This is a genomic window from Stieleria neptunia, assembly GCF_007754155.1.
Taxonomy (GTDB): Bacteria; Planctomycetota; Planctomycetia; order Pirellulales; family Pirellulaceae; genus Stieleria; species Stieleria neptunia.
In genome coordinates, this window is sequence record NZ_CP037423.1 from 9,573,642 (window position 1) to 9,592,058 (window position 18,417).

General features: G+C 59.5%; 11 protein-coding genes. 6 read left to right on the top strand and 5 right to left on the bottom strand.

Going from position 1 to position 18,417, the window contains the following annotated elements:
- Nucleotides 1–8 precede the first annotated feature (8 nt).
- Nucleotides 9–1,511, bottom strand: a complete 1,503-nt coding sequence (locus Enr13x_RS33345) for a CoA-acylating methylmalonate-semialdehyde dehydrogenase (protein ID WP_145391190.1) — start codon at nt 1,509–1,511, stop codon at nt 9–11.
- Between the two features lie 224 nt (nt 1,512–1,735).
- Here Enr13x_RS33345 and Enr13x_RS33350 point away from each other — a divergent pair, with 224 nt between their 5' ends.
- The 4 genes from Enr13x_RS33350 to preA all read left to right on the top strand — a co-directional run bounded on the left by Enr13x_RS33350 (nt 1,736) and on the right by preA (nt 6,974).
- A complete protein-coding gene (locus Enr13x_RS33350) occupies nt 1,736–2,608 on the top strand; it encodes a nitrilase-related carbon-nitrogen hydrolase (RefSeq protein WP_145391191.1) in 873 nt (290 codons plus the stop codon).
- A 104-nt stretch (nt 2,609–2,712) separates the two neighbouring features.
- A complete protein-coding gene (locus Enr13x_RS33355) occupies nt 2,713–4,122 on the top strand; it encodes a uracil-xanthine permease family protein (RefSeq protein ID WP_145391192.1) in 1,410 nt (469 codons plus the stop codon).
- Nucleotides 4,122–5,498 carry an aspartate aminotransferase family protein gene (locus Enr13x_RS33360; RefSeq protein WP_145391193.1) on the top strand — a complete coding sequence of 459 codons (1,377 nt, stop codon included), beginning with the start codon at nt 4,122–4,124 and terminating at the stop codon, nt 5,496–5,498. The genes Enr13x_RS33355 and Enr13x_RS33360 overlap by 1 nt, the downstream gene beginning before the upstream one ends.
- A 348-nt stretch (nt 5,499–5,846) precedes the next feature.
- Nucleotides 5,847–6,974, top strand: coding sequence for an NAD-dependent dihydropyrimidine dehydrogenase subunit PreA (gene preA / locus Enr13x_RS33365; RefSeq protein ID WP_145391194.1), 1,128 nt, complete (start codon nt 5,847–5,849; stop codon nt 6,972–6,974).
- A gap of 332 nt (nt 6,975–7,306) precedes the next feature.
- Here preA and Enr13x_RS33370 read toward each other — a convergent pair whose 3' ends face one another.
- The gene (locus Enr13x_RS33370) at nt 7,307–8,977 is read right to left on the bottom strand and encodes a sigma-70 family RNA polymerase sigma factor (RefSeq protein WP_145391195.1); all 1,671 of its coding nucleotides are present in this window, start codon (nt 8,975–8,977) and stop codon (nt 7,307–7,309) included.
- An 835-nt stretch (nt 8,978–9,812) separates the two neighbouring features.
- Between Enr13x_RS33370 and Enr13x_RS33375 the strand changes: the two genes are divergently transcribed.
- Nucleotides 9,813–11,321, top strand: a complete 1,509-nt coding sequence (locus Enr13x_RS33375; protein WP_145391196.1) for a hypothetical protein — start codon at nt 9,813–9,815, stop codon at nt 11,319–11,321.
- Between the two features lie 60 nt (nt 11,322–11,381).
- A complete protein-coding gene (locus Enr13x_RS33380) occupies nt 11,382–12,431 on the top strand; it encodes a hypothetical protein (protein ID WP_145391197.1) in 1,050 nt (349 codons plus the stop codon).
- Here Enr13x_RS33380 and Enr13x_RS33385 read toward each other — a convergent pair.
- The 3 genes from Enr13x_RS33385 to Enr13x_RS33395 all read right to left on the bottom strand — a co-directional run bounded on the left by Enr13x_RS33385 (nt 12,401) and on the right by Enr13x_RS33395 (nt 18,284).
- Nucleotides 12,401–13,804 (bottom strand): sulfatase, encoded by a 1,404-nt coding sequence (locus Enr13x_RS33385; protein WP_145391198.1) that lies wholly within the window; start codon nt 13,802–13,804, stop codon nt 12,401–12,403. The two genes, Enr13x_RS33380 and Enr13x_RS33385, sit on opposite strands and share 31 nt — an antisense overlap.
- Nucleotides 13,805–13,930: 126 nt before the next feature.
- The gene (locus Enr13x_RS33390) at nt 13,931–15,958 is read right to left on the bottom strand and encodes a putative bifunctional diguanylate cyclase/phosphodiesterase (RefSeq protein WP_145391199.1); all 2,028 of its coding nucleotides are present in this window, start codon (nt 15,956–15,958) and stop codon (nt 13,931–13,933) included.
- A gap of 22 nt (nt 15,959–15,980) precedes the next feature.
- Complete coding sequence (locus tag Enr13x_RS33395) at nt 15,981–18,284, bottom strand: sensor histidine kinase (protein WP_145391200.1); 2,304 nt, start codon at nt 18,282–18,284, stop codon at nt 15,981–15,983.
- Nucleotides 18,285–18,417: the final 133 nt, after the last annotated feature.

The following is an 18,417-nucleotide window of genomic DNA, read 5'->3' on the forward strand; positions in this document are numbered from 1 at the left end:
TCCGCGGGCTACTTCGATTTCCAGACCGGGTCGTGATGGGATTCGCTGGCCGATTCGAACCAGCGGGTCAGTGTCATCTTTTGGCGGGTGTAAAACTGGACGCCTTCGGTGCCCTGAATGTGCAGGTCGCCGAAGAACGATTGGTTCCAACCGGTAAACGGCAACCACGCCATCGGCGCGGGCACGCCGACGTTGATGCCGATCATGCCGGCGTTGAAGTGACGTTTGAATTCGCGTGCCGCATATCCGTCACTGGTGAAGATCGAGGCGCCGTTTCCGAACGGACACGCCCTTCCGATCGCCAGCGCCTCCTGCAACGAATCCACGCGAACGACCGACAACAGCGGTCCAAAGATCTCTTCCTTCCACAGCGGCATGTCCGTGGTGACTTGATCGACGATGCTGGGGCCCAACAGAAAGGCGTCACCGGCGTCCACATCGCGTCCGTCCAGAACCACCTTTGCACCGACCCGCTCGGCGGTCTCCAGGTAACCGGCCACACGACTGCGATGATCGCCGCTGATCACCGGCCCCATCTCCGACGCGTCGTTGTTGTCGGTGGGCGCGACCTTCAGTTTTCCGGCGAACCCGACCAGTTGTTCCAACAACGGATCGCCGGCCGAACCGACGGCAATCGCGACCGAACCGGCCATGCAGCGTTGACCGGCGCAGCCGAATGCCGATGCGGCGAGCGCCTTGGACGATTGATCCACATCCGCGTCCGGCATGATGATCAAATGATTCTTGGCTCCGCCGGCCGCTTGCACCCGTTTCCCGTGCGCGGTGCCGAGTTGGTAGACGTGTTTGGCGACGGATGTCGAACCGACAAATGACACCGCCGCGACGTCGCGATGCTGCAGCAGCGCGTCGACCACTTCTTTCCCGCCATGGACCAGATTGATCACACCGTCGGGAAGTCCCGCTTCGACGAGCAGTTCCACCAAACGGATCGCACTCAGCGGTACCTTCTCGCTGGGCTTGAGCACGAACGTGTTTCCGCAGGTGATCGCGATCGGAAACATCCACAGCGGAACCATGTTGGGAAAGTTGTAAGGCGTGATCCCCACGCAAACCCCGACGGGATGCCGATTCGTTTCTCCGTCGACGCTTTCGGCGATTTGCGGAAACGTGTCGCCGGAGAGCATCACGGGAACGCTGCAAGCGAACTCGACCATTTCCAGGCCGCGTTGGACCTCCGCACGGGCTTCGCCGTAGGTCTTTCCATGCTCCCGTGTCACCAGACGCGCCAATTCCTCAAAGTGACGGGCGATCAACTCGCGATAGGCGAACATCACCCGAGCCCGCTCGACGACCGGGGTTTCAGCCCACTCGGGCTGGGCATCCAGGGCGGCGGCGACGGCGGCATCGACATCGGAGGCCGAGCCGACCGGAGTTTTCGCGATGATCTCCCCGGTCGACGGATTGAACACCGGTGTGGAACCGGTTGCACCTCCGCCGTCGATCCATTTCGATCCGATCCGCAGTTTCGCCGTCGGTGTTTCTGTACTCATCGCGGATTCCGTTGAACTGTCATTCCGTTGAACTGGGAGTGAAATCGGGGAACGCGGGCGCGTCGGCAAAGTCGTATCACGAAAATCACCCGATGCTGTTAAGCTTAGCGTTCACGTGGTTGACGTGGGTATGGCTTCCAGTGGGATAGGCTTCCAGCCTGTCAAATCCAGGGAATGACAGGCTGGAAGCCTATCCCACTTTCGACAACGAGGAAATTTGACCGATGGCACGAATCGTCCGAGGAGCTTTGATCCAGGCAAAGCTTTGTGAACCTGCGACTTCGCCGGTGGAAAAGATCAAGGCATCGATGATCGACTTGCACGTCGACCTGATCGCCCAGGCCGCCGACCAAGGTGCACAGGTCTGCTGTTTGCAAGAACTGTTTTATGGCCCGTATTTCTGCGCCGAACAAGACGCGAAGTGGTACGAGATGACCGAGCGGGTGCCCGACGGCCCGACGACGAAGTTGATGATGGAACTGGCCAAGAAGCACGAAATGGTGATGATCGTGCCGGTCTATGAAGAAGACCTGACGGGTGTTTATTACAACGCCGCGGCAGTGATCGATGCCGATGGGTCGTATCTTGGCAAGTTTCGCAAGATGCACATCCCCCACTGCAGCCCAGGGTTTTGGGAGAAATTTTACTTTCGCCCCGGCAACCTCGGCTATCCGGTCTTCGACACGCGGATCGGCAAAGTCGGCGTCTACATTTGCTATGACCGCCACTTCCCCGACGGGGCGCGTTGCCTGGGGCTGGGCGGGGCGGAGATCGTGTTCAACCCCAGCGCGACGGTCGCCGGTTTGAGCGAATACTTGTGGACACTGGAACAACCGGCCCACGCGGTCGCCAATCAATATTTCGTCGGCGCGATCAATCGTCCCGGCACCGAGGGCCCCTGGAACATCGGCCAGTTTTACGGCCAAAGTTATTTCTGTGATCCACGCGGCCAGCTGTTCGCGCAAAGTAAAAAACGCGACGAGACCGACATCGTGATCGGGGAGATGGACTTCGAGATGATCCGCGAAGTCCGCAACACCTGGCAATTCTTCCGCGACCGCCGTCCGGAAACCTACGGTGCAATCACGGAGCTGTAGCGAGAGTGGGATAGGCTTCCAGCCTGTCGATTCAGGGAATGACAGGCAAGATGCCTATCCCACAGCAGGGGATGACAGGCTGGAAGCCTATCCCACAATTAATCATGCAAAACAAAATCATATACGGCCTGGACGATCGGCCGCCGCTTGGCAAAGCGGTGGTGCTGGCGATGCAGCATGTCTTGACCATGTTCGGTTCGACCGTGGCCGTTCCGTTGTTGCTCGGTCCGGCGATGGGCATGGACACCGCCGCGATCGCGTTGTTGATTTCCAGCGTGATGCTCTGCTCGGGGATCGCGACGCTGATTCAAGCGACGTTCGGATCACGATTGCCGATCATTCAAGGAGTCAGTTTTTCGTTTCTCGCGGCGTTCTTCATGATCATCGCGACGATCCACCCCGAAGGCGAATCGGTCACGCCGGGCGCCGCGATGCCCTACATCGCCGGTGCGATCCTCGTCGGCGCCGTTTTCGAAATCGCGGTCGGTTTCAGCGGGCTGATGGGCCAGATTCGAAAGGTGCTTTCGCCGGTCGTCGTCGGTCCGGTGATCATGTTGATCGGATTGGCGCTGTACTCTGCCGGCGCCCCGATCGCCGCGTCCCACTGGCCGATCTCGATTTTGACGATGGTGCTGATCACCACGTTCTCCTTTATCTGGTCGCGTCACCATTTGATTTTCCAGATGTTCCCGATGCTGTTGGCGATCGTGGGTGCGGTCGCGGTTTGTGCGTTTTGTTCTTTGCTGGGCATCTTCGGCCCCGGGCATCCGGCACGGCCGAATTTGGACGCCTTCGAGCAGGCATCTTGGTTTCGCGTCCGCGACGTCGTCTTGCCCTGGGGCATGCCCAAGTTTCAATTGGGATTCATCGTCGCGGTCATCGCGGGGTACCTGGCGTCGATGATCGAAAGTTTCGGCGACTACCACGCCTGCAAGCAGATGGCGGGCGGCGGTGATCCGACGCCGGAAGAGATCTCCAGGGGCATCGGATGCGAAGGAATCGGCTGCGCGCTGACGGGGATCCTTGGCGGTTTCAGTTCGACGTCTTATTCGGAAAACGTCGGACTGATCGGATTGACCAAAGTCGGATCGCGTTATGTGGTTCAGCTCGGGTCGGTGATCCTGATCCTGCTGGGATTATTCGGGAAATTCGGAGCCTTGGCCGCCGCGATCCCGCAACCGGTCGTCGGCGGGTTGTATTGTGTGATGTTCGGTTTGATCTCCGCCGTCGGAATTCGACAGTTTGCCAGGGCCGAATTGTCCAGCGACCGCAACCTGTTCATCGGTGGATTTGCATTGTTCATGGGAATCAGTGTGCCGTACTATTTTGCCAACGGCGGTTCCGAAGCGGTCCAAGCGACCTTCATCGATGGACTGGACGATGTGATCAACGCGATCGGACAGACGGGAATGGCGGTCGCTGCAATCCTGGGGATCGCGCTGGACAATCTGATTCCAGGAACACGTCGAGAACGCGGCCTGGAGCCGCAGGAACCTTTCACGGAGCCATCGTGATGCCACCTGTCGATCTGCCGCAAGCCCAACTGCCGCCTTGTCACCATACGCCAGAGCCCTACGACGGCCCGTCGCGTGATGAAGTCCTGGCGCTGCGTCACCAGTACGTCAATCCGGGCGTGCTGACGTATTATCGCGATCCGCTGATGATCGTCGAAGGCAACATGCAGTACCTGTGGGACGAAACCGGCAAACGCTACCTGGACGCGTTCGCGGGGATCGTCACGGTCAGTGTCGGGCACTGTCATCCGCACGTCGCCCAAGCGGTCCAAGCGCAAGCGGGTCGGTTGCAGCACACCACAACGATCTATCTGCACCCGACGATCGCCAAGTTTGCGGCCAAGCTGGCCTCTAAAATGCCGTCCGACCCGGCCGGTGTTCCGCTGGATCGTACCTATTTCACCAACTCGGGCAGCGAAGCCAATGAGATCGCGGTGCTGATGTCGCGCGAGTTCACGGGAAACCAAGACGTCGTCGCCCTCCGCAACGGTTATCACGGCGGGACCACGACCGCGATGGGCATGACGGCGCACGGGACCTGGAAATTCCCCAGCAACCCGCAACCCAACATCACGCACAGCGTGCCCGGCTACTGCTATCGATGCCCGCTGGGGCTCGAGTACCCCAGTTGCGATGTGAAGTGCGCCCACGACATCAAGAACGTGATCGAGTACCAGACGCCGGGCCAGATCGCTTGCTTCATTGGTGAACCGATCCAAGGGGTCGGCGGGACGGTCGTGCCGCCGCCGGAGTTCTTTTCGATTGTGTACGACATCGTCCGTCAGCACGGTGGGCTGTGCATCGCCGATGAAGTTCAAGGCGGATTCGGGCGGACCGGAAAACACTACTGGTCACACCAGAACTGGGGCGTCAAGCCCGACGTCATCACGATGGCGAAAGGGATCGGCAACGGCGCGCCACTGGCCGCCGTGACCGCGACCGAGCCCGTGGCGTCGACAATGACCCATCGAGTCCACTTCAACACCTTTGGCGGAAACCCCGTTTCAATGGCGTCGGGATTGGCGACAATGGAAGTGATCGACGCCGAGGGAATTCAGGAGAACGCCGCCCTGATCGGCGACTTCCTGATCGATGGCCTGATGCAGCTGAAAGAAAAACATCCCTTGATCGGAGATGTTCGCGGCATGGGACTGATGCTGGGCGTCGAATTGGTCAAAGATCCGACGTCCAAAGAACCGGCATCGGCCGAGGCCGCGGAACTGATGGAAAAGACGAAACAGCGCGGACTGATCCTCGGTAAAGGCGGGTTGTTTGGCAACACCATGCGGATCAAACCGCCGATGTGCATCACCAAGGATGACGCCCAATTCCTGCTCGCGACGATCGATGAATGCCTCGCAGAAATGGGCGGTTAGACAGAAAAGTGAGAGAGGCTTCCAACCTGTCAAATCCAGGACACGACAGGCTGGAAGCCTATCCCACGTACCACTCGTTCCAAGGCTCTGCCATGGAACGGGGATTGCCCGAGGCTCCGCCTCCGGCATGATGGAACGGAGGCAGAGCCTCCACGAAATGCGTTCCCAGGCGGGAGCCTGGGAACGAGAGAATTTCAGGCGGGAGCCTGGGAACGAGAGAATTTCAGGCGGGAGCCTGGGAACGAGAGAATTCCAGGCGGGAGCCTGGGAACGAGTGACAGGCTGGAAGCCTATCCCACGACTGCAATGGCAAGCTGGAAGCTTACCCCACACTGAAAGACGACTGAGATGCCGACCCTTGAAACAACCGTCAATGGAATCAAGTTTCCCAATCCGTTTGTGATCGGATCGGGGCCGCCGGGAACCAACGCGCGGGTGATCTGCCGATCGTTCGCCGACGGCTGGGGCGCGTCGTGCGCAAAAACGGTCAGCTTGGATGCGTCCAAAGTCATCAACGTTGCCCCGCGCTATGGACGATTGAAGGACCATTCCGGCGAACCCTACGGCTGGGAGAACATCGAGTTGATTTCCACGATGTCGTTCGACCAGTGGATCGACGAATACAAACGGGTCAAAGACGCTTATCCCGACAACGTCTTGATCGCATCGATCATGGAAGAGTTCAACAAAGACGCCTGGTTCGAGATCATCGAACGTTGCGAAGCCGCCGGCGTGGACATGTTCGAATGCAATTTCTCGTGCCCCCACGGATTGCCCGAACGCAAGATGGGCGCGGCGATGGGCGAAAACCCGGACATCTTGAGCGAGGTGTGTGGTTGGGTGCGGGCCGCGACGACCAAGCCCGTGTGGGCCAAGATGACGCCCAATGTGACGCACATCGAAGATCCTTCACGGGCTTGTCTGGCAGCAGACCTGGACGGCATCACTGCGATCAACACGATCCGGAGTGTCATCGGCGTCGACTTGGAAACGCTGCGACCGATGCCCACGGTCGAGGGCTACACCACGCCGGGCGGCTACTCCTGCAAGGCGGTCAAGCCGATCGCGTTGCGGATGAACATGGAAATCGCCACATTGATCCGTGACGAATTTCCCGGACGCACCCTTTCGGGACTGGGAGGGATCGAGACCGGGGAAGACGCCGCGGAGTTCTTCCTGCTAGGCGCCGACACCGTTCAAGTTTGCACCGGCGTGATGAAGCACGGGTACAAACTGGTGGAAACCATGAAAGAACAATTGCTCGCGTTCATGGACAAGCACGGCTTTGAAACGATCGATGATTTCAAAGGCAAAGCACTCCCCTATTTCACAACCCACGCGGACCTGGTCCGGCGCCAGGCGGAGGCGAAAGCCGAAAAGGCAGAGGCCAAGGCAAAGCGGGGTGCCGGGATCACGACCGACGAAAACTGGGACGGAGACCAATTCGTCAAGCAGTCAGATGATCTGGTGGGATAGGCTGGACAGTGGGATAGGCTGGACAGTGGGATAGGCTTCCAGCCTGTCAGAGGCGAGGAGGTCGCGCAGTCTGAAGGCCACCCTCCTGGCAGGAGGGTCGAGCGAAGCGAAGGGAGGTCGAACGGTGAATCGCCACTTTCGCTTCAGTCACCTCCATCTCCGACGGCGCACCAAGGCAAACCCTCTCCTCGCTACGCTCGACTCTCCCAGGGGGAGAGTGACCAAACCCTTTTCTTATCAACGCCTAAAAACCGCACGACCTTTAGAGCCTGGGAACACGGCCGGTACGTCACGCGGTGCGTGACGTATGGCAAGCTGGAAGCTTCCCCCACTTATTGTTCGAAATCGATTTCGATGTTGTTTTCGCTGGCGGCGGTTCGCAGTTTCGCCAGCGCCCGCGCTTCGAGTTGCCGAACGCGTTCTTTGGTCACGCCCATTTCCTCGCCGACCTCCTTGAGCGTCAGCGGCTCGCTGCCGCGTTCGAGTCCGAAGCGTGCCGAAATGATTTTCTGCTCGCGTTCGTCCAATCGATTGAGGATTCGGGACAGCTCGCGTTTGCGGGTGCGTTGGGCGGATTCTTCCACGTAGGGATCGACCCGTTCGTCTTGTCGCGCCAGGAACAATTCTTCGGTCGTCGTTCGGAACCGATCGCGGTGCTTGAATTCGTTCGGGATCGTGCGGGCGAAATTTTTCATGATCGCCCACGACGCATACGTGCTGAATTTGTTGCCGCGCGAATAGTCGAATTTCTCCACCGCGCGGATCAGCGACATGTTTCCGTCGCTGACCAACGAGAAGAAATCGTCGGTGCCGGCCAAGTGGCGTTTGGCGATCGACACGACCAAACGCAAGTTGGCTTGGACGATTCGGTTTTTGACCTTGACCGCCTGTTCGTACAACGCCTCGATGTCGTTCATCACCGCGGCTTTCCCGGCAGCCTCGGTCCCGATCGTCTCCCGCAAGCGACTGGCTTTGTGCTTGAGGTAGTTCATCTTTCGGAACAGATGGTACTCCTGTTCGCGGGTCAGCAGTGGGACGTCGTACAGCGACGCGAGATAGCTGGGCAGATCGCTCGGCACGCGGACTTTCCGAGGTGCGCTGGCCGGTTCCGGCTCCACACCCAGGTATTCCGCTTCGCGCGAGACCGCTTCAAAGTCTTCGTTGTAGATGTAGTCCAACGGCAGCTCCATGATCCGTTGCCGTCTCATTTCGACCAGGATTCGTTGGATGCTGTTGCGAGTCCGTTTGAACCGTCGGCACAACTGCGGGACGGAGACGCCGCCGAGGTACTGGTTAAAGATCGAGCGTTTGTCGTCATCGGACAGGATGCCGCGATGGTTGGGGAAAATCGCGATCGACTTGTTGTCGGCGTCAAAGTTCTTGAGCGTGTATCGGATGGTTTCCGCACTCCGCCCCATCTGCTCGGACAACAGACGAGTCACATCGGCCAGGGCCGCCCCGCCTTCGACCAACTGTCTGGCCCGTTCGATGATTTCACTTTTTTCATCTTCGGTCAGCTGGCTGAAGCGTTCGCCACGCTGGATCTTGGCCTTGTTGCGAGCCACAAACTGCTCCACGCTGCTGTTGAGGAACCCGACGCGTTTGCGGCCGCCGAAGAGCAACCGTCGACTGACCAAACCGGCTTCGCGCCAGCGACTGATCGTCTTGGTCGAAACATTGAACTGGCGACTGAGGTCTTGAACGGTGTGAACCTGTTCGGCGATTTCCTCGACCGACAGATCCGCCAACTCGCTGAGATCTTCGATCAACAGGCGCAAGTCATGAGCCAGATCGGCCGAGGCGATGTTGTGTCGACCGGGTCGGTCGGAGCGATAATTGGTGATTCGATAGCACAAAAAGTCGTAGGCGTAATCTCGATCCTCTTCGATTTCGCTCAGTAGGGTTTCCGCAGCGGCAGCCTGCTCAATCAATTTTGTTTTTTGATTGAAGCGGAGCTGATCGCGCAGGTCTTTGATTTTTATGTCGCGGTAATTGTCGTGCATCACTGTGGTCTCCCAGCGCTATTGGCGTAGACTGGCCAAACGTCCTTGCAATCCCGGCGGATCGCCCAGTCCAATCGCCTCGGTTGCCCGGGGTCACCTGTCTCCTCCAGGTGATATCGGTCGCTTGGCCTAGGTTTCAATGTCGAGCCTTGGCTCGACACCTCTGGTCAAACCGGATGGCCTGACCCCCAGAACAAGTTCCCTAGCCGACTCCATGTCGACCGAAATGACAGTCGCAGGACAACAGCCGTTAAAAACGTTGCTGTCCACAAATGCGGATGCCTGTAGGACGAGAGCCTCCGCCGCTCGGTTCACCTCGATTGAATGAGTTTCTAGAAAACCACTCGTTGCTTGGGGATGAAACCCGACACTTTGAGTCGATTTTTTTTCCACTATTCCAACTCGATGAGCTTGGCAGCGGTTGCCTGCGTCCGGGACACCTTGTAGGAAATTTGGGGCCAATTCTGCAGCGATTTGTCACGATTTCCCTCAATTTTCGCCGCAAACCCTTTACTGGCAACACTTTAGAAACCCGAAAACCTTTTCGGGGTGTCGCGCATTTTTGCGGCGCTGCCTGCATTGTGTGTAAAAATTTCAGACAGGCTGCACAAAAGGCAGTCTCGCAATGCGACCGCTGTCCAAGAATCGACTTTGCGGAACACGACGGCTGCACACCTTTCGGGCCCGGGAACTGCCCCCTGAATCGCCCCGAGCGGGGTATTTCGGCTGAACCGCCCCAATGCCGACGGTCGATCATTGCGAGACAGGCGATCTCCCAAGCCGCCGTGCTGCGCGCGGCGGGGGTCGATCGGCCACTTCCGGACTGCCCACCGAAATGGACTTTCAGATGCCCAGCCACGACGTCACCGCCAATCGTCGCTCCTTTCTCGCCGGCTCTCTCGCGATCGCTTCGGCGTCGCTCGCTGCCCCCAGTCGGGCGGCGACCGGATCGGCCAACATCGTCGCCGGGCCCCAACAATTGATGCGGGTGCGGATCGAGATGGATGTGAAAGGAAACGTCAGGGTTTCCGACAACGCGATTGCGTCCAAAGAGACGCGGCAGACGTTTCCGATCACGTCCCAAGCGGTCCTGGACTATGAGGAGCGATACCGGCGGCCTGCCGACGCGGCCGCTTCGTCCGAGGTGGTGGCCGCCGAGCGGTATTACCACACCGCATCCAACAAAAGCGTTCTGAACAAGACGTCGAGCGAGCAGGATTTGCGAAAATCGATGCGACAGGCGATCGTCCGCCGCGAATCGCTGCCCGAATCGATCTACTCGCCGGATCATTTTTTCACCCACGGCGAGCTTTCGCTGCTCAAATCCCCCGTCTCCAGCGTCTCGGTCGACCGATTCCTACCGGGCGAACGTGTGATCGAGGGAGACCGCTATGAGATCGATTCGGACGCCCTGTGCTCCGTTTTGAATCTGACGTCGGTCGACAGCGGACGGGTGGAAAGCACCGTCGCCGGGATTTCCGAGGACGCGGTGCGTTTCAAATTGGAAGGCGACATCGAAGGGTCGATCGATGGCGTCGGCACGCGAATTCGGCTGATCGGCAAAATGACATTCGACCGCAACGCCAAGACCTGCACCTGGCTGGCGTTGGCGATCCACGAGACCCGTGAAATCAGCCGCGCCGAACCCGGATTTGATGTCTCGGCCACCATCCGAATGGTCCGTCGCCCGATGGCCCAAGCGGTGGCCTTGCCGGCTGAGCGGGCGGTGATTGAGTTTGACCGCGAGATCCCACGGGAGCGGATGTACGTCGAGCTGCAAAGTCGTCAGCTGGAGGTCGGGACGATGATGGACCGCAAGTGGCGGATGATCAGCGACGCCCCCGGTTCGGCGGTGATGCGAATGATCGACCATGACCGGAGCATCGCCCAGTGCAATCTACGCCCATTGGTCCAGCTGCCCGAAGGCAAGCAGTGGACGCTGGAGGCGTTTGAGGCGGCCGTCCGACAGACACTCGGCGAAAAGCTGACACAGCTGGTCGAGGGGGATCAGCGGGTCAGTGCACAAGGATTACGGGTTTTGCGCGTCGTCGCCGACGGAGAAACCCAAGGCGTACCGATTCGATGGATTATGATGCACTTCTCCGATGACGAGGGACGTCGAGTTCAAGCGACCTTCACGCTGTCCGCCGACAAGCTCGAAGCCTTTGCCGGCAACGACGCCCAGCTCGCCGATTCCCTGCGATTTCTCGACCCCACGGAAATCCACGACGGCAAGCCGGGTGACGAGGAAGCGATCGCCGGAGAGCCCGAGGCCGATCCGGAGATCGCCAGCCGCCCCCCGACCGATGACACCGAAACCCTCAGTTCCAGTGATCGGAGGTAGGCCCACGCCGGCCGCCGAAGATCCGTCCGCTAATCCAAAATCTCTGACCGAGTTCCTGACATGAGCCTTGCTGAAAATCAAATCACGCCCGCGCGACTGACCCCGCGCCGTGCTACGGTGCTGTTGGGATCGATGTTGGTTTGCCTGGCAGCCGTTCGCTGCCCCCAGGCAAGCGCCCAAGCATCCGGTCAACCCCAAGACGCCACGACGGAGCAGGCGACCCAGTTCGCCCCGGGCGTGGTGACCATCGTCCCCGGTGATGCCAGCCCCGACGAAACCTTTGACGGCCCGCTGACGCTGAAGACGTTTCTCAGTGCCCATCCCGAACTGGAATGGAAAGCGCCGACCTTCGAAAACGGCTCACCGCATTTCGATCCCCGTTCGCGGACGTTGGTCGAGATGGCCAAACAGGTCGTCTTGCGGCGCGAGATTTACTGCCTGGAATTTTCCTTTAAACCCCTGCGTCAAATGTATGTCGATGTGCCGGTCGGCAGCGGCAAACTGCAACGCAAACTGGTTTGGTACATGGTCTATCGCGTGCGTTATCGGGGCGGCGACTTGCGACCGGCGGCCGACGAAGTGGGCGGTTCAAAACTGTATCAACGGCTCGAATCGGTCTCCTACGACTCGCGACGGTTCTTTCCCCTGGTCACCCTGAAAGATCACGTCAGCGGCCAAGAGTACCTGGACCGGATCATCCCCAGCGCCAAAGAAATGATCGCGGCCCGCGAACAGATCACCGCACCGCTGTACAACAGCGTCGAAATCACCCGCCAGCGGATTCCGCTTTCCTCCGATGAAAGCGCCCCCGGAGTCTGGGGCGTGTTGACCTGGATGGATGTCAATCCGAACGTCGATTACGTCTCGCTGTACGTTTCGGGACTGACCAACGCGTTCCAACAGGACGGTGAAGGCGATGACGCACCGTACCGTCGCAAAGCGTTGCAATTGAATTTCTTTCGGCCCGGCGACGCGATGAGTCAAACCGAAGACTTCATTCGCTTCGGCATGCCTTCGTTCGAAGACTCCGAAGAGCAAGCGTATATTCTGGACAAGTACAACATGCCCGAACCGCTGAATTACCGCTGGGTCTTCCGCTCGGTGAAGTGATCGGTTCGCTCGCGTAGTCGTTCCCGCAGCCGCTGGAGCACCTCGGCGTATTGAGATCGGTTCGCCAGATTGGTCGTTTCACCGGGGTCGTTGTGCATGTCGTAGAGCTCTTCGCTGTCGTCGTCATAACGCATCATGTGCCAGCGGTCGGTGCGAATCGACGTTCCATTTTGAAACGAGAGCGCTTCGGATTTCACGCCGGCGGTCGAGTCGGCAAGCACCGGCATCAGGCTGGTCCCCTCGGCGGCCGCCGCGACCGGCACACCGACTAAGTCACAGATCGTCGGGTACAGATCAACCAACTCGGCGAGCGAATCGGATTGACCGGATGGCATGCCGGGGGCGTCGATCAGCAACGGGACGCGGATCACTTCCTCGTGCAGGTTGCTCTTCTGCCAGAACCCATGCTCCCCGAGATGGTAACCGTGATCGCTGGTGAAGATCACCGCCGTCTGATCGCGGTGGGGTGAATCCTCCAGGGCGTCCAGGATTCGCCCGACCTGATGATCCATGAACGTCACGCTGGCGTAGTAGGCGGCCCACATGCGTTTCTGGTTCTCGGGGTAGTTTCCGATCGCGTTCTTCCGGTTGTTGGTCTTGGCGATCCCCAGTTTCGGAATGTCGTCGGTGTCGTCGTGCCAGTTGGCCGGCATTTCAATGCGTTCAATGCCGTACGGCTCAAAGTACTTGCCGGGGGCAACCATCGGGTAATGCGGTCGCACCAGCCCGACGGCGAGAAAGAACGGGCGTTCTGGCGACTGCTTTAAAAGTTCAATCGCCTTGCTGGCCGATTTGTAATCCGGTTGCTCGGTCCCATCGGCATCGCCCTTGACCGACACGAACATGCGATGGGGCATTCGGGTGGATTGTCGATTCTGCAAATCACGCGTCACGATATTCAGATTCAAACACGCGTACTCGCCCGGCGTATGCGCCTCCGGTCCGGGCGAATTGAACCGCGCCGACCAACACGCCGGATGGTCCTGGCCGTCGGTCCCGGCGATGATGTCGCCCGGGACACGCATGTGAAAGATTTTGCCGACACGGGTGCTGCTGAGTCCGTGGGTTTGCAAGTGCTGTCCCAGGGAAACATTCTGTTTGTCCCGATAGCGGCCGAACATGAAGGAGATCCGCGAGGGCAAACACCAGGTCCCCTGGCAATAGGCTCGTCGGAAAACCATCCCGTTGCGGGCAAGGCGGTCCAGGTTGGGTGTCGCACAGACCTTGTCGCCATAACACCCCAGCACACTCGCCTTGAGATCGTCGGCGACGATCATCACGACGTTTTTGATTTCACGCGGCGGCTGGACGGCCGCGGCCGTCGCGGAGGTAAGGGAGACGGCAAGGCAGGCGGCGAGCAATCGTGGAATCATCGTCGTGGTTGTTGCGGGGTGGAACGAGACAGATCGATCATGCCGCGATTGTAACCCAAGACGTGTCGGGCAGGCTCAGCGACCGGGCAGGCTCAGCGACCGGGCAGGCTCAGCGACCGGGCAGACTCAGCGGCTGGGCAGTTGAATCCCGCCGGTCGTGCCACCGGGCATCGTCACCGGGGCCGGAACGGTGGACTTCAGGATTTTGATCCCGTCGCTTTCACCGGGGGTGATCAGCAATCGTTCCAGTTGGACGATATCCAGCGGCGGCGCAAAGATGTAGCCTTGGGCGAGGTCGCATCCCCACTGTTGCAGCAGATTCAATTGCTGAGCCGACTCGACGCCTTGGCAGACGATGTTTGCCATCAGGTGGTGCGCGAGTTGAACGATGGCTTGGGTGATGATCGCATGCCCATGGTCGATCGTGATCGAGGCGGTGAACGTGCGATCGATCTTCACGGTCTCGATCGGATAGTCGTGAAAGCAGGTCAGCGACGAATTGCCTTTGCCAAAATCGTCGATGTGAATCCCGACACCGCTTTGGTGCAGATCCAACATCGTTTGCAGGGAGCGTTCGTTGTGACGGGTGTCTCCGTTTTCGGACATTTCCAGTTTCAGCGACCACTTGAACCGCGTGCGATCGATGATCGCTTGCAGCCGATCGATGAAGAAGGGATCGGCGAGCTGGCGCCGCGAAATGTTGACGCCCAGATAGACTTGCGGTCGCTGTGCGTCCTCAAACGACGCCATCATGGCGCTGAATTCACGCATCGATCGTTCGAGCACCCATTCGCCGAAATGGTTGATCAATCCGATCTCTTCGGCAACGGGCACAAATTCGCTCGGGGGCACGTATTCTCCGTCGTCACCTCGCCATCGCGACAGGACTTCGACGCCTTGAATCTCGCAGCTCTTCAGATTCACGATCGGTTGGTAGCGCAGTTCAAATTTTTCCTCCCGCAACGCGACGCGAAGCTGTGCTTCCAGCTCATGCCGGGCGACGACCGCATCGTGCATGGTTTGGTCAAACACCGCGATCTGGCCTTTGCCCGAATTTTTGGCCTGATACATCGCCGTGTCGGCGTTGCGAAGGGCTTCGTGGCCGTCGGCCAGCGAGTCATCGATGAATGCGACTCCGACGCTGGTCCCGACGGTGACCAGTCGATCACCGAGCGAAAAGGGTTCACAGATCCGCTGGACGATCCGCCGGGCGACCAGCAGGGCGTCGTCGCGATGGGCCAACCGTTCCAGCAGCACGACGAACTCATCGCCGCCCAAGCGGATCGTTTCATCGCCGGCCGCATCGTTGCTGGTTTCGACCGAATCGCTGCAGCGGGAAGCGGTGTCGTGATCGCGAACGCATTCTTGAAGCCGGACGGCGACCTGATTGAGCAGGTCATCACCGGCCTCGTGGCCGAGGCTGTCGTTGATGATTTTGAAATTGTCCAGATCGAGAAACAGCAGCGCGTCATGGGATCGCCGCCGCGGCCCCTGGTTGGCGAGGACTTGTTCCAGTTTTTCGATCAAAAACGGACGATTGGGAAGCGCGGTGAGCGCGTCCCGATGCGCCATGTCTCTCAGTTCCGATTCCGCTTTACGCCGCCGATTCACTTCGCTCTTGAGCAGTTGGAGCTTCTCTTCCTGTCGGATCGAGAGACGATATTTCTCGCTGAGCGCCAACGCCAATTGACGTGCTTCGTCATGTTCAAAGGGTTTGCGGAGCAGCAACAACTTGTCGCTGTAGCCGAGGCTGCGAACGATATCGTCCCAGGTGTGATCGCTGTAGGCGGTGCAGATGACGACTTGCAAATCGGCATCGATCCGCCACAACCGGCGGATGGTCGCCAATCCGTCCATTCCCCTGGGCATTCGCATGTCGACAAAGGCGACGGAAAACCGCTCTCCCGCTTCGACCGATTTTTGGACTTCATAGACGCCTTCTTCGCCGCCGTAGGCATGCGTCAGGGCGAAGACCGGTGCACTGGACCGCTGGCTCGCTTGCGGCTCGGAGTCATCCAACAGGAAACGCGCCTCGAAATCATCCAATTCATGTTCACTGCGTTGATCGCATTGAAAGATGCGCGCAAACGTTTCGTGAATCTGTGATTGGTCATCAATGATCAGAACGCGGCGTTCCGTTTCAAAGTCTGTCATTTATTCTCTCCGTGATTTCCCTTCATCGATGGCTGCCGGAAGATCCGCTGGCGGTACCGACCAGATCGGGAGCTTCGCTGGAATGTCCGGGGTCGCTTTCGTCGGACGGTTTGACGACCGGCACCTCGAGGATGAAGGTGGCGCCCCGATCGGGACCGTCGCTTTCGGCGTGAATGGCCCCGCCGATTCGTTTCATGGCGATCGCGCAGAAATGCAGCCCCAATCCGCTTCCCGACTGGCGGGTCGTGAAGTGGGCATCAAAAACGCGCGCCAGGGTGGCTTCATCCATCCCGCAACCGTTGTCACGGAATCGAAGCCGGACGGTCGTTTTGGTGCGGATCAGATCAATCGTGAGTGTCGGCTGTCGGTGACAGATGTCCTGCGTGGCGTTGCCGGCATTGGTGATGATATTGATCAGGATTTGCAGCAACAGCGACCGATCGGTCCAAATGAGAACATCATTCTCTCGCTTGAAGTCGACCGAGACGTTGTCCTTTTCCAGCCGAGCCTGGCTGCAACGGACCGCTTCGGCGATCACACCGTTGACGTCCAGGTGCGCCCATTTGATCGGCTGGTTGGCATGCCGCCGCTGGTCACGAATCACCTGGTGAATGTGCTGGATGTTGTCATTGAGCGTTTGCAGCAGGGCGGCCAAATCGTCTTTGTCGTCCTCCAAGGTCGCGCTCAAACGCTGCAGATAATCCGGCGTCGCGCGTTGCAGGGCGATGTCGACGTCGTCTTGCCGCAACCGAGAGGCGAGCTTTTCGAGCGGTTCGATCCGCAAGCTTTCCACGCGTCGCGTCGCGGTTTCGATCAGGCTGTTGACGTTCGTCAGCACATTCCCGACGTTGTGAATCACGGTGTCGGCCACCAAACTCATTCCGGCCGCGTGCGAGGCGTCGGAGAGCCGTCGCTGGGCGTCGCCCAAACGTGTCCGCATCCGATCGAAGGACTGGGCCAACTGGCCGATCTCGTCGTGCCCGGCGACCCGCAAGACCGGTGCGCCGGTCTCCTCGGAAATGATCCCGGTGCGTGCAATCTGTTCGGTATGCTCACGAATCCTCTCGATCCGCCCGATCACGATCCGCTGCAATAACAGCAACAACAGCAACAACGAAGCACAGGCCCCACACAATGAAAGATAGCGGGCAAAGGCGGTGGTCCGGTTGCTGCGACTGGTGACTTCCCGTGGCAGATGGACGCTCAGTTCCGCCAACGGGCTGCCGGACGGACTCAACAGCGGCCAGCGGACACACAGCAGCGAACTGTCGGTCGGTTCCACCTCAATGGACTGTTTCAATGTCACGTCATGCGTCAGCGGGCGAACGGAAAACAGAACGCTGGTCCGTTGCTGAAGATCCGTCATCACCGCATCACCGAACTGGCGACCGACGACGTAGAAGGATGCCGGCGTCTGACGCCCCACGGCACCGTGGTGGTTGCGATGCGGCACGCCGTGGGTGCGTTGGTACAGCGGAACGGCGGCGAACAAGTACAACTGGCCGTCACTGCCACGCGTCATCCCGCGAACGGTGTTCGCGTCGTCCGAACCGCTCGCTACGTCTCGCTGAGCCGCGATCCGCTTGGCGATGCCGGGAAATTCGAGGTCGGCCAAGTCGGGTCGCGTCGAGGACGCTTCGTCTTCTGAATCGTCTTCTGTAGCGGGCGCGGTCGTCGTCAGCCAAGTCCAATTTCCGTCTTGACGGGTGATCGCAGCCCACTCGACGCGTTTCCCCTGACCGAGCATCCCCAGCGGCATCGCGCTGGCAAGCTGTTCGGCAGGATCGCCACCGTCCTGGGCCCGCAGATGGATGTCGATGCGGATCGCATCCTGGGCCGCGGTTTCGGAGAGGAATTCGACTTCGGTGTTGATCGCCGAGAGCACTCGATTGGTGTCCTTGAGTGCGGCGACGCGTTCCAGGTTGGCGAATTCGGGCGCGATCACTTTTTGCCGGACGATTTCATCGATGCCGACCACCACGCCCAACATCAACGCCAGCGCCAAGACCAACTTGCTCCGCAGCGATTGTGAATGTTCGCTTTCGAATTGACTCGCCGAGAGCGTCGGGATCGAATCGTCTCGGTCGCCCGACGTGCCGTCTCGGTCCGGCGAATCCCGTGGTGGGCGTTCGTTTTTGTTCGTCGCCGCTGTTTTCGTCGGCGCCGTCTCGTCCGATCTCGCGCCGGCATCCGTACGCCCGGCGGTTGCACCGCTGGTCGCTTCAGGAATGGTCTCACCGATTGTCTCACCGTGCCCATCCGACGGCGCGCCCGGGGGCTCGTCGGCGTTGGGTGGATCGTGTGAGAGAGGTGGACGCGTCGACATGCGGTGGGTTCCTGGGGACCGAAGACTCAGGCAACCCTAGGTTTCGCAATTTGAAACGGGACCCGCACGATTCGATGAACCCGACCCGAGGGGAATGGCGGGGACCGATCCTATCGACTGGACCGATCATGAC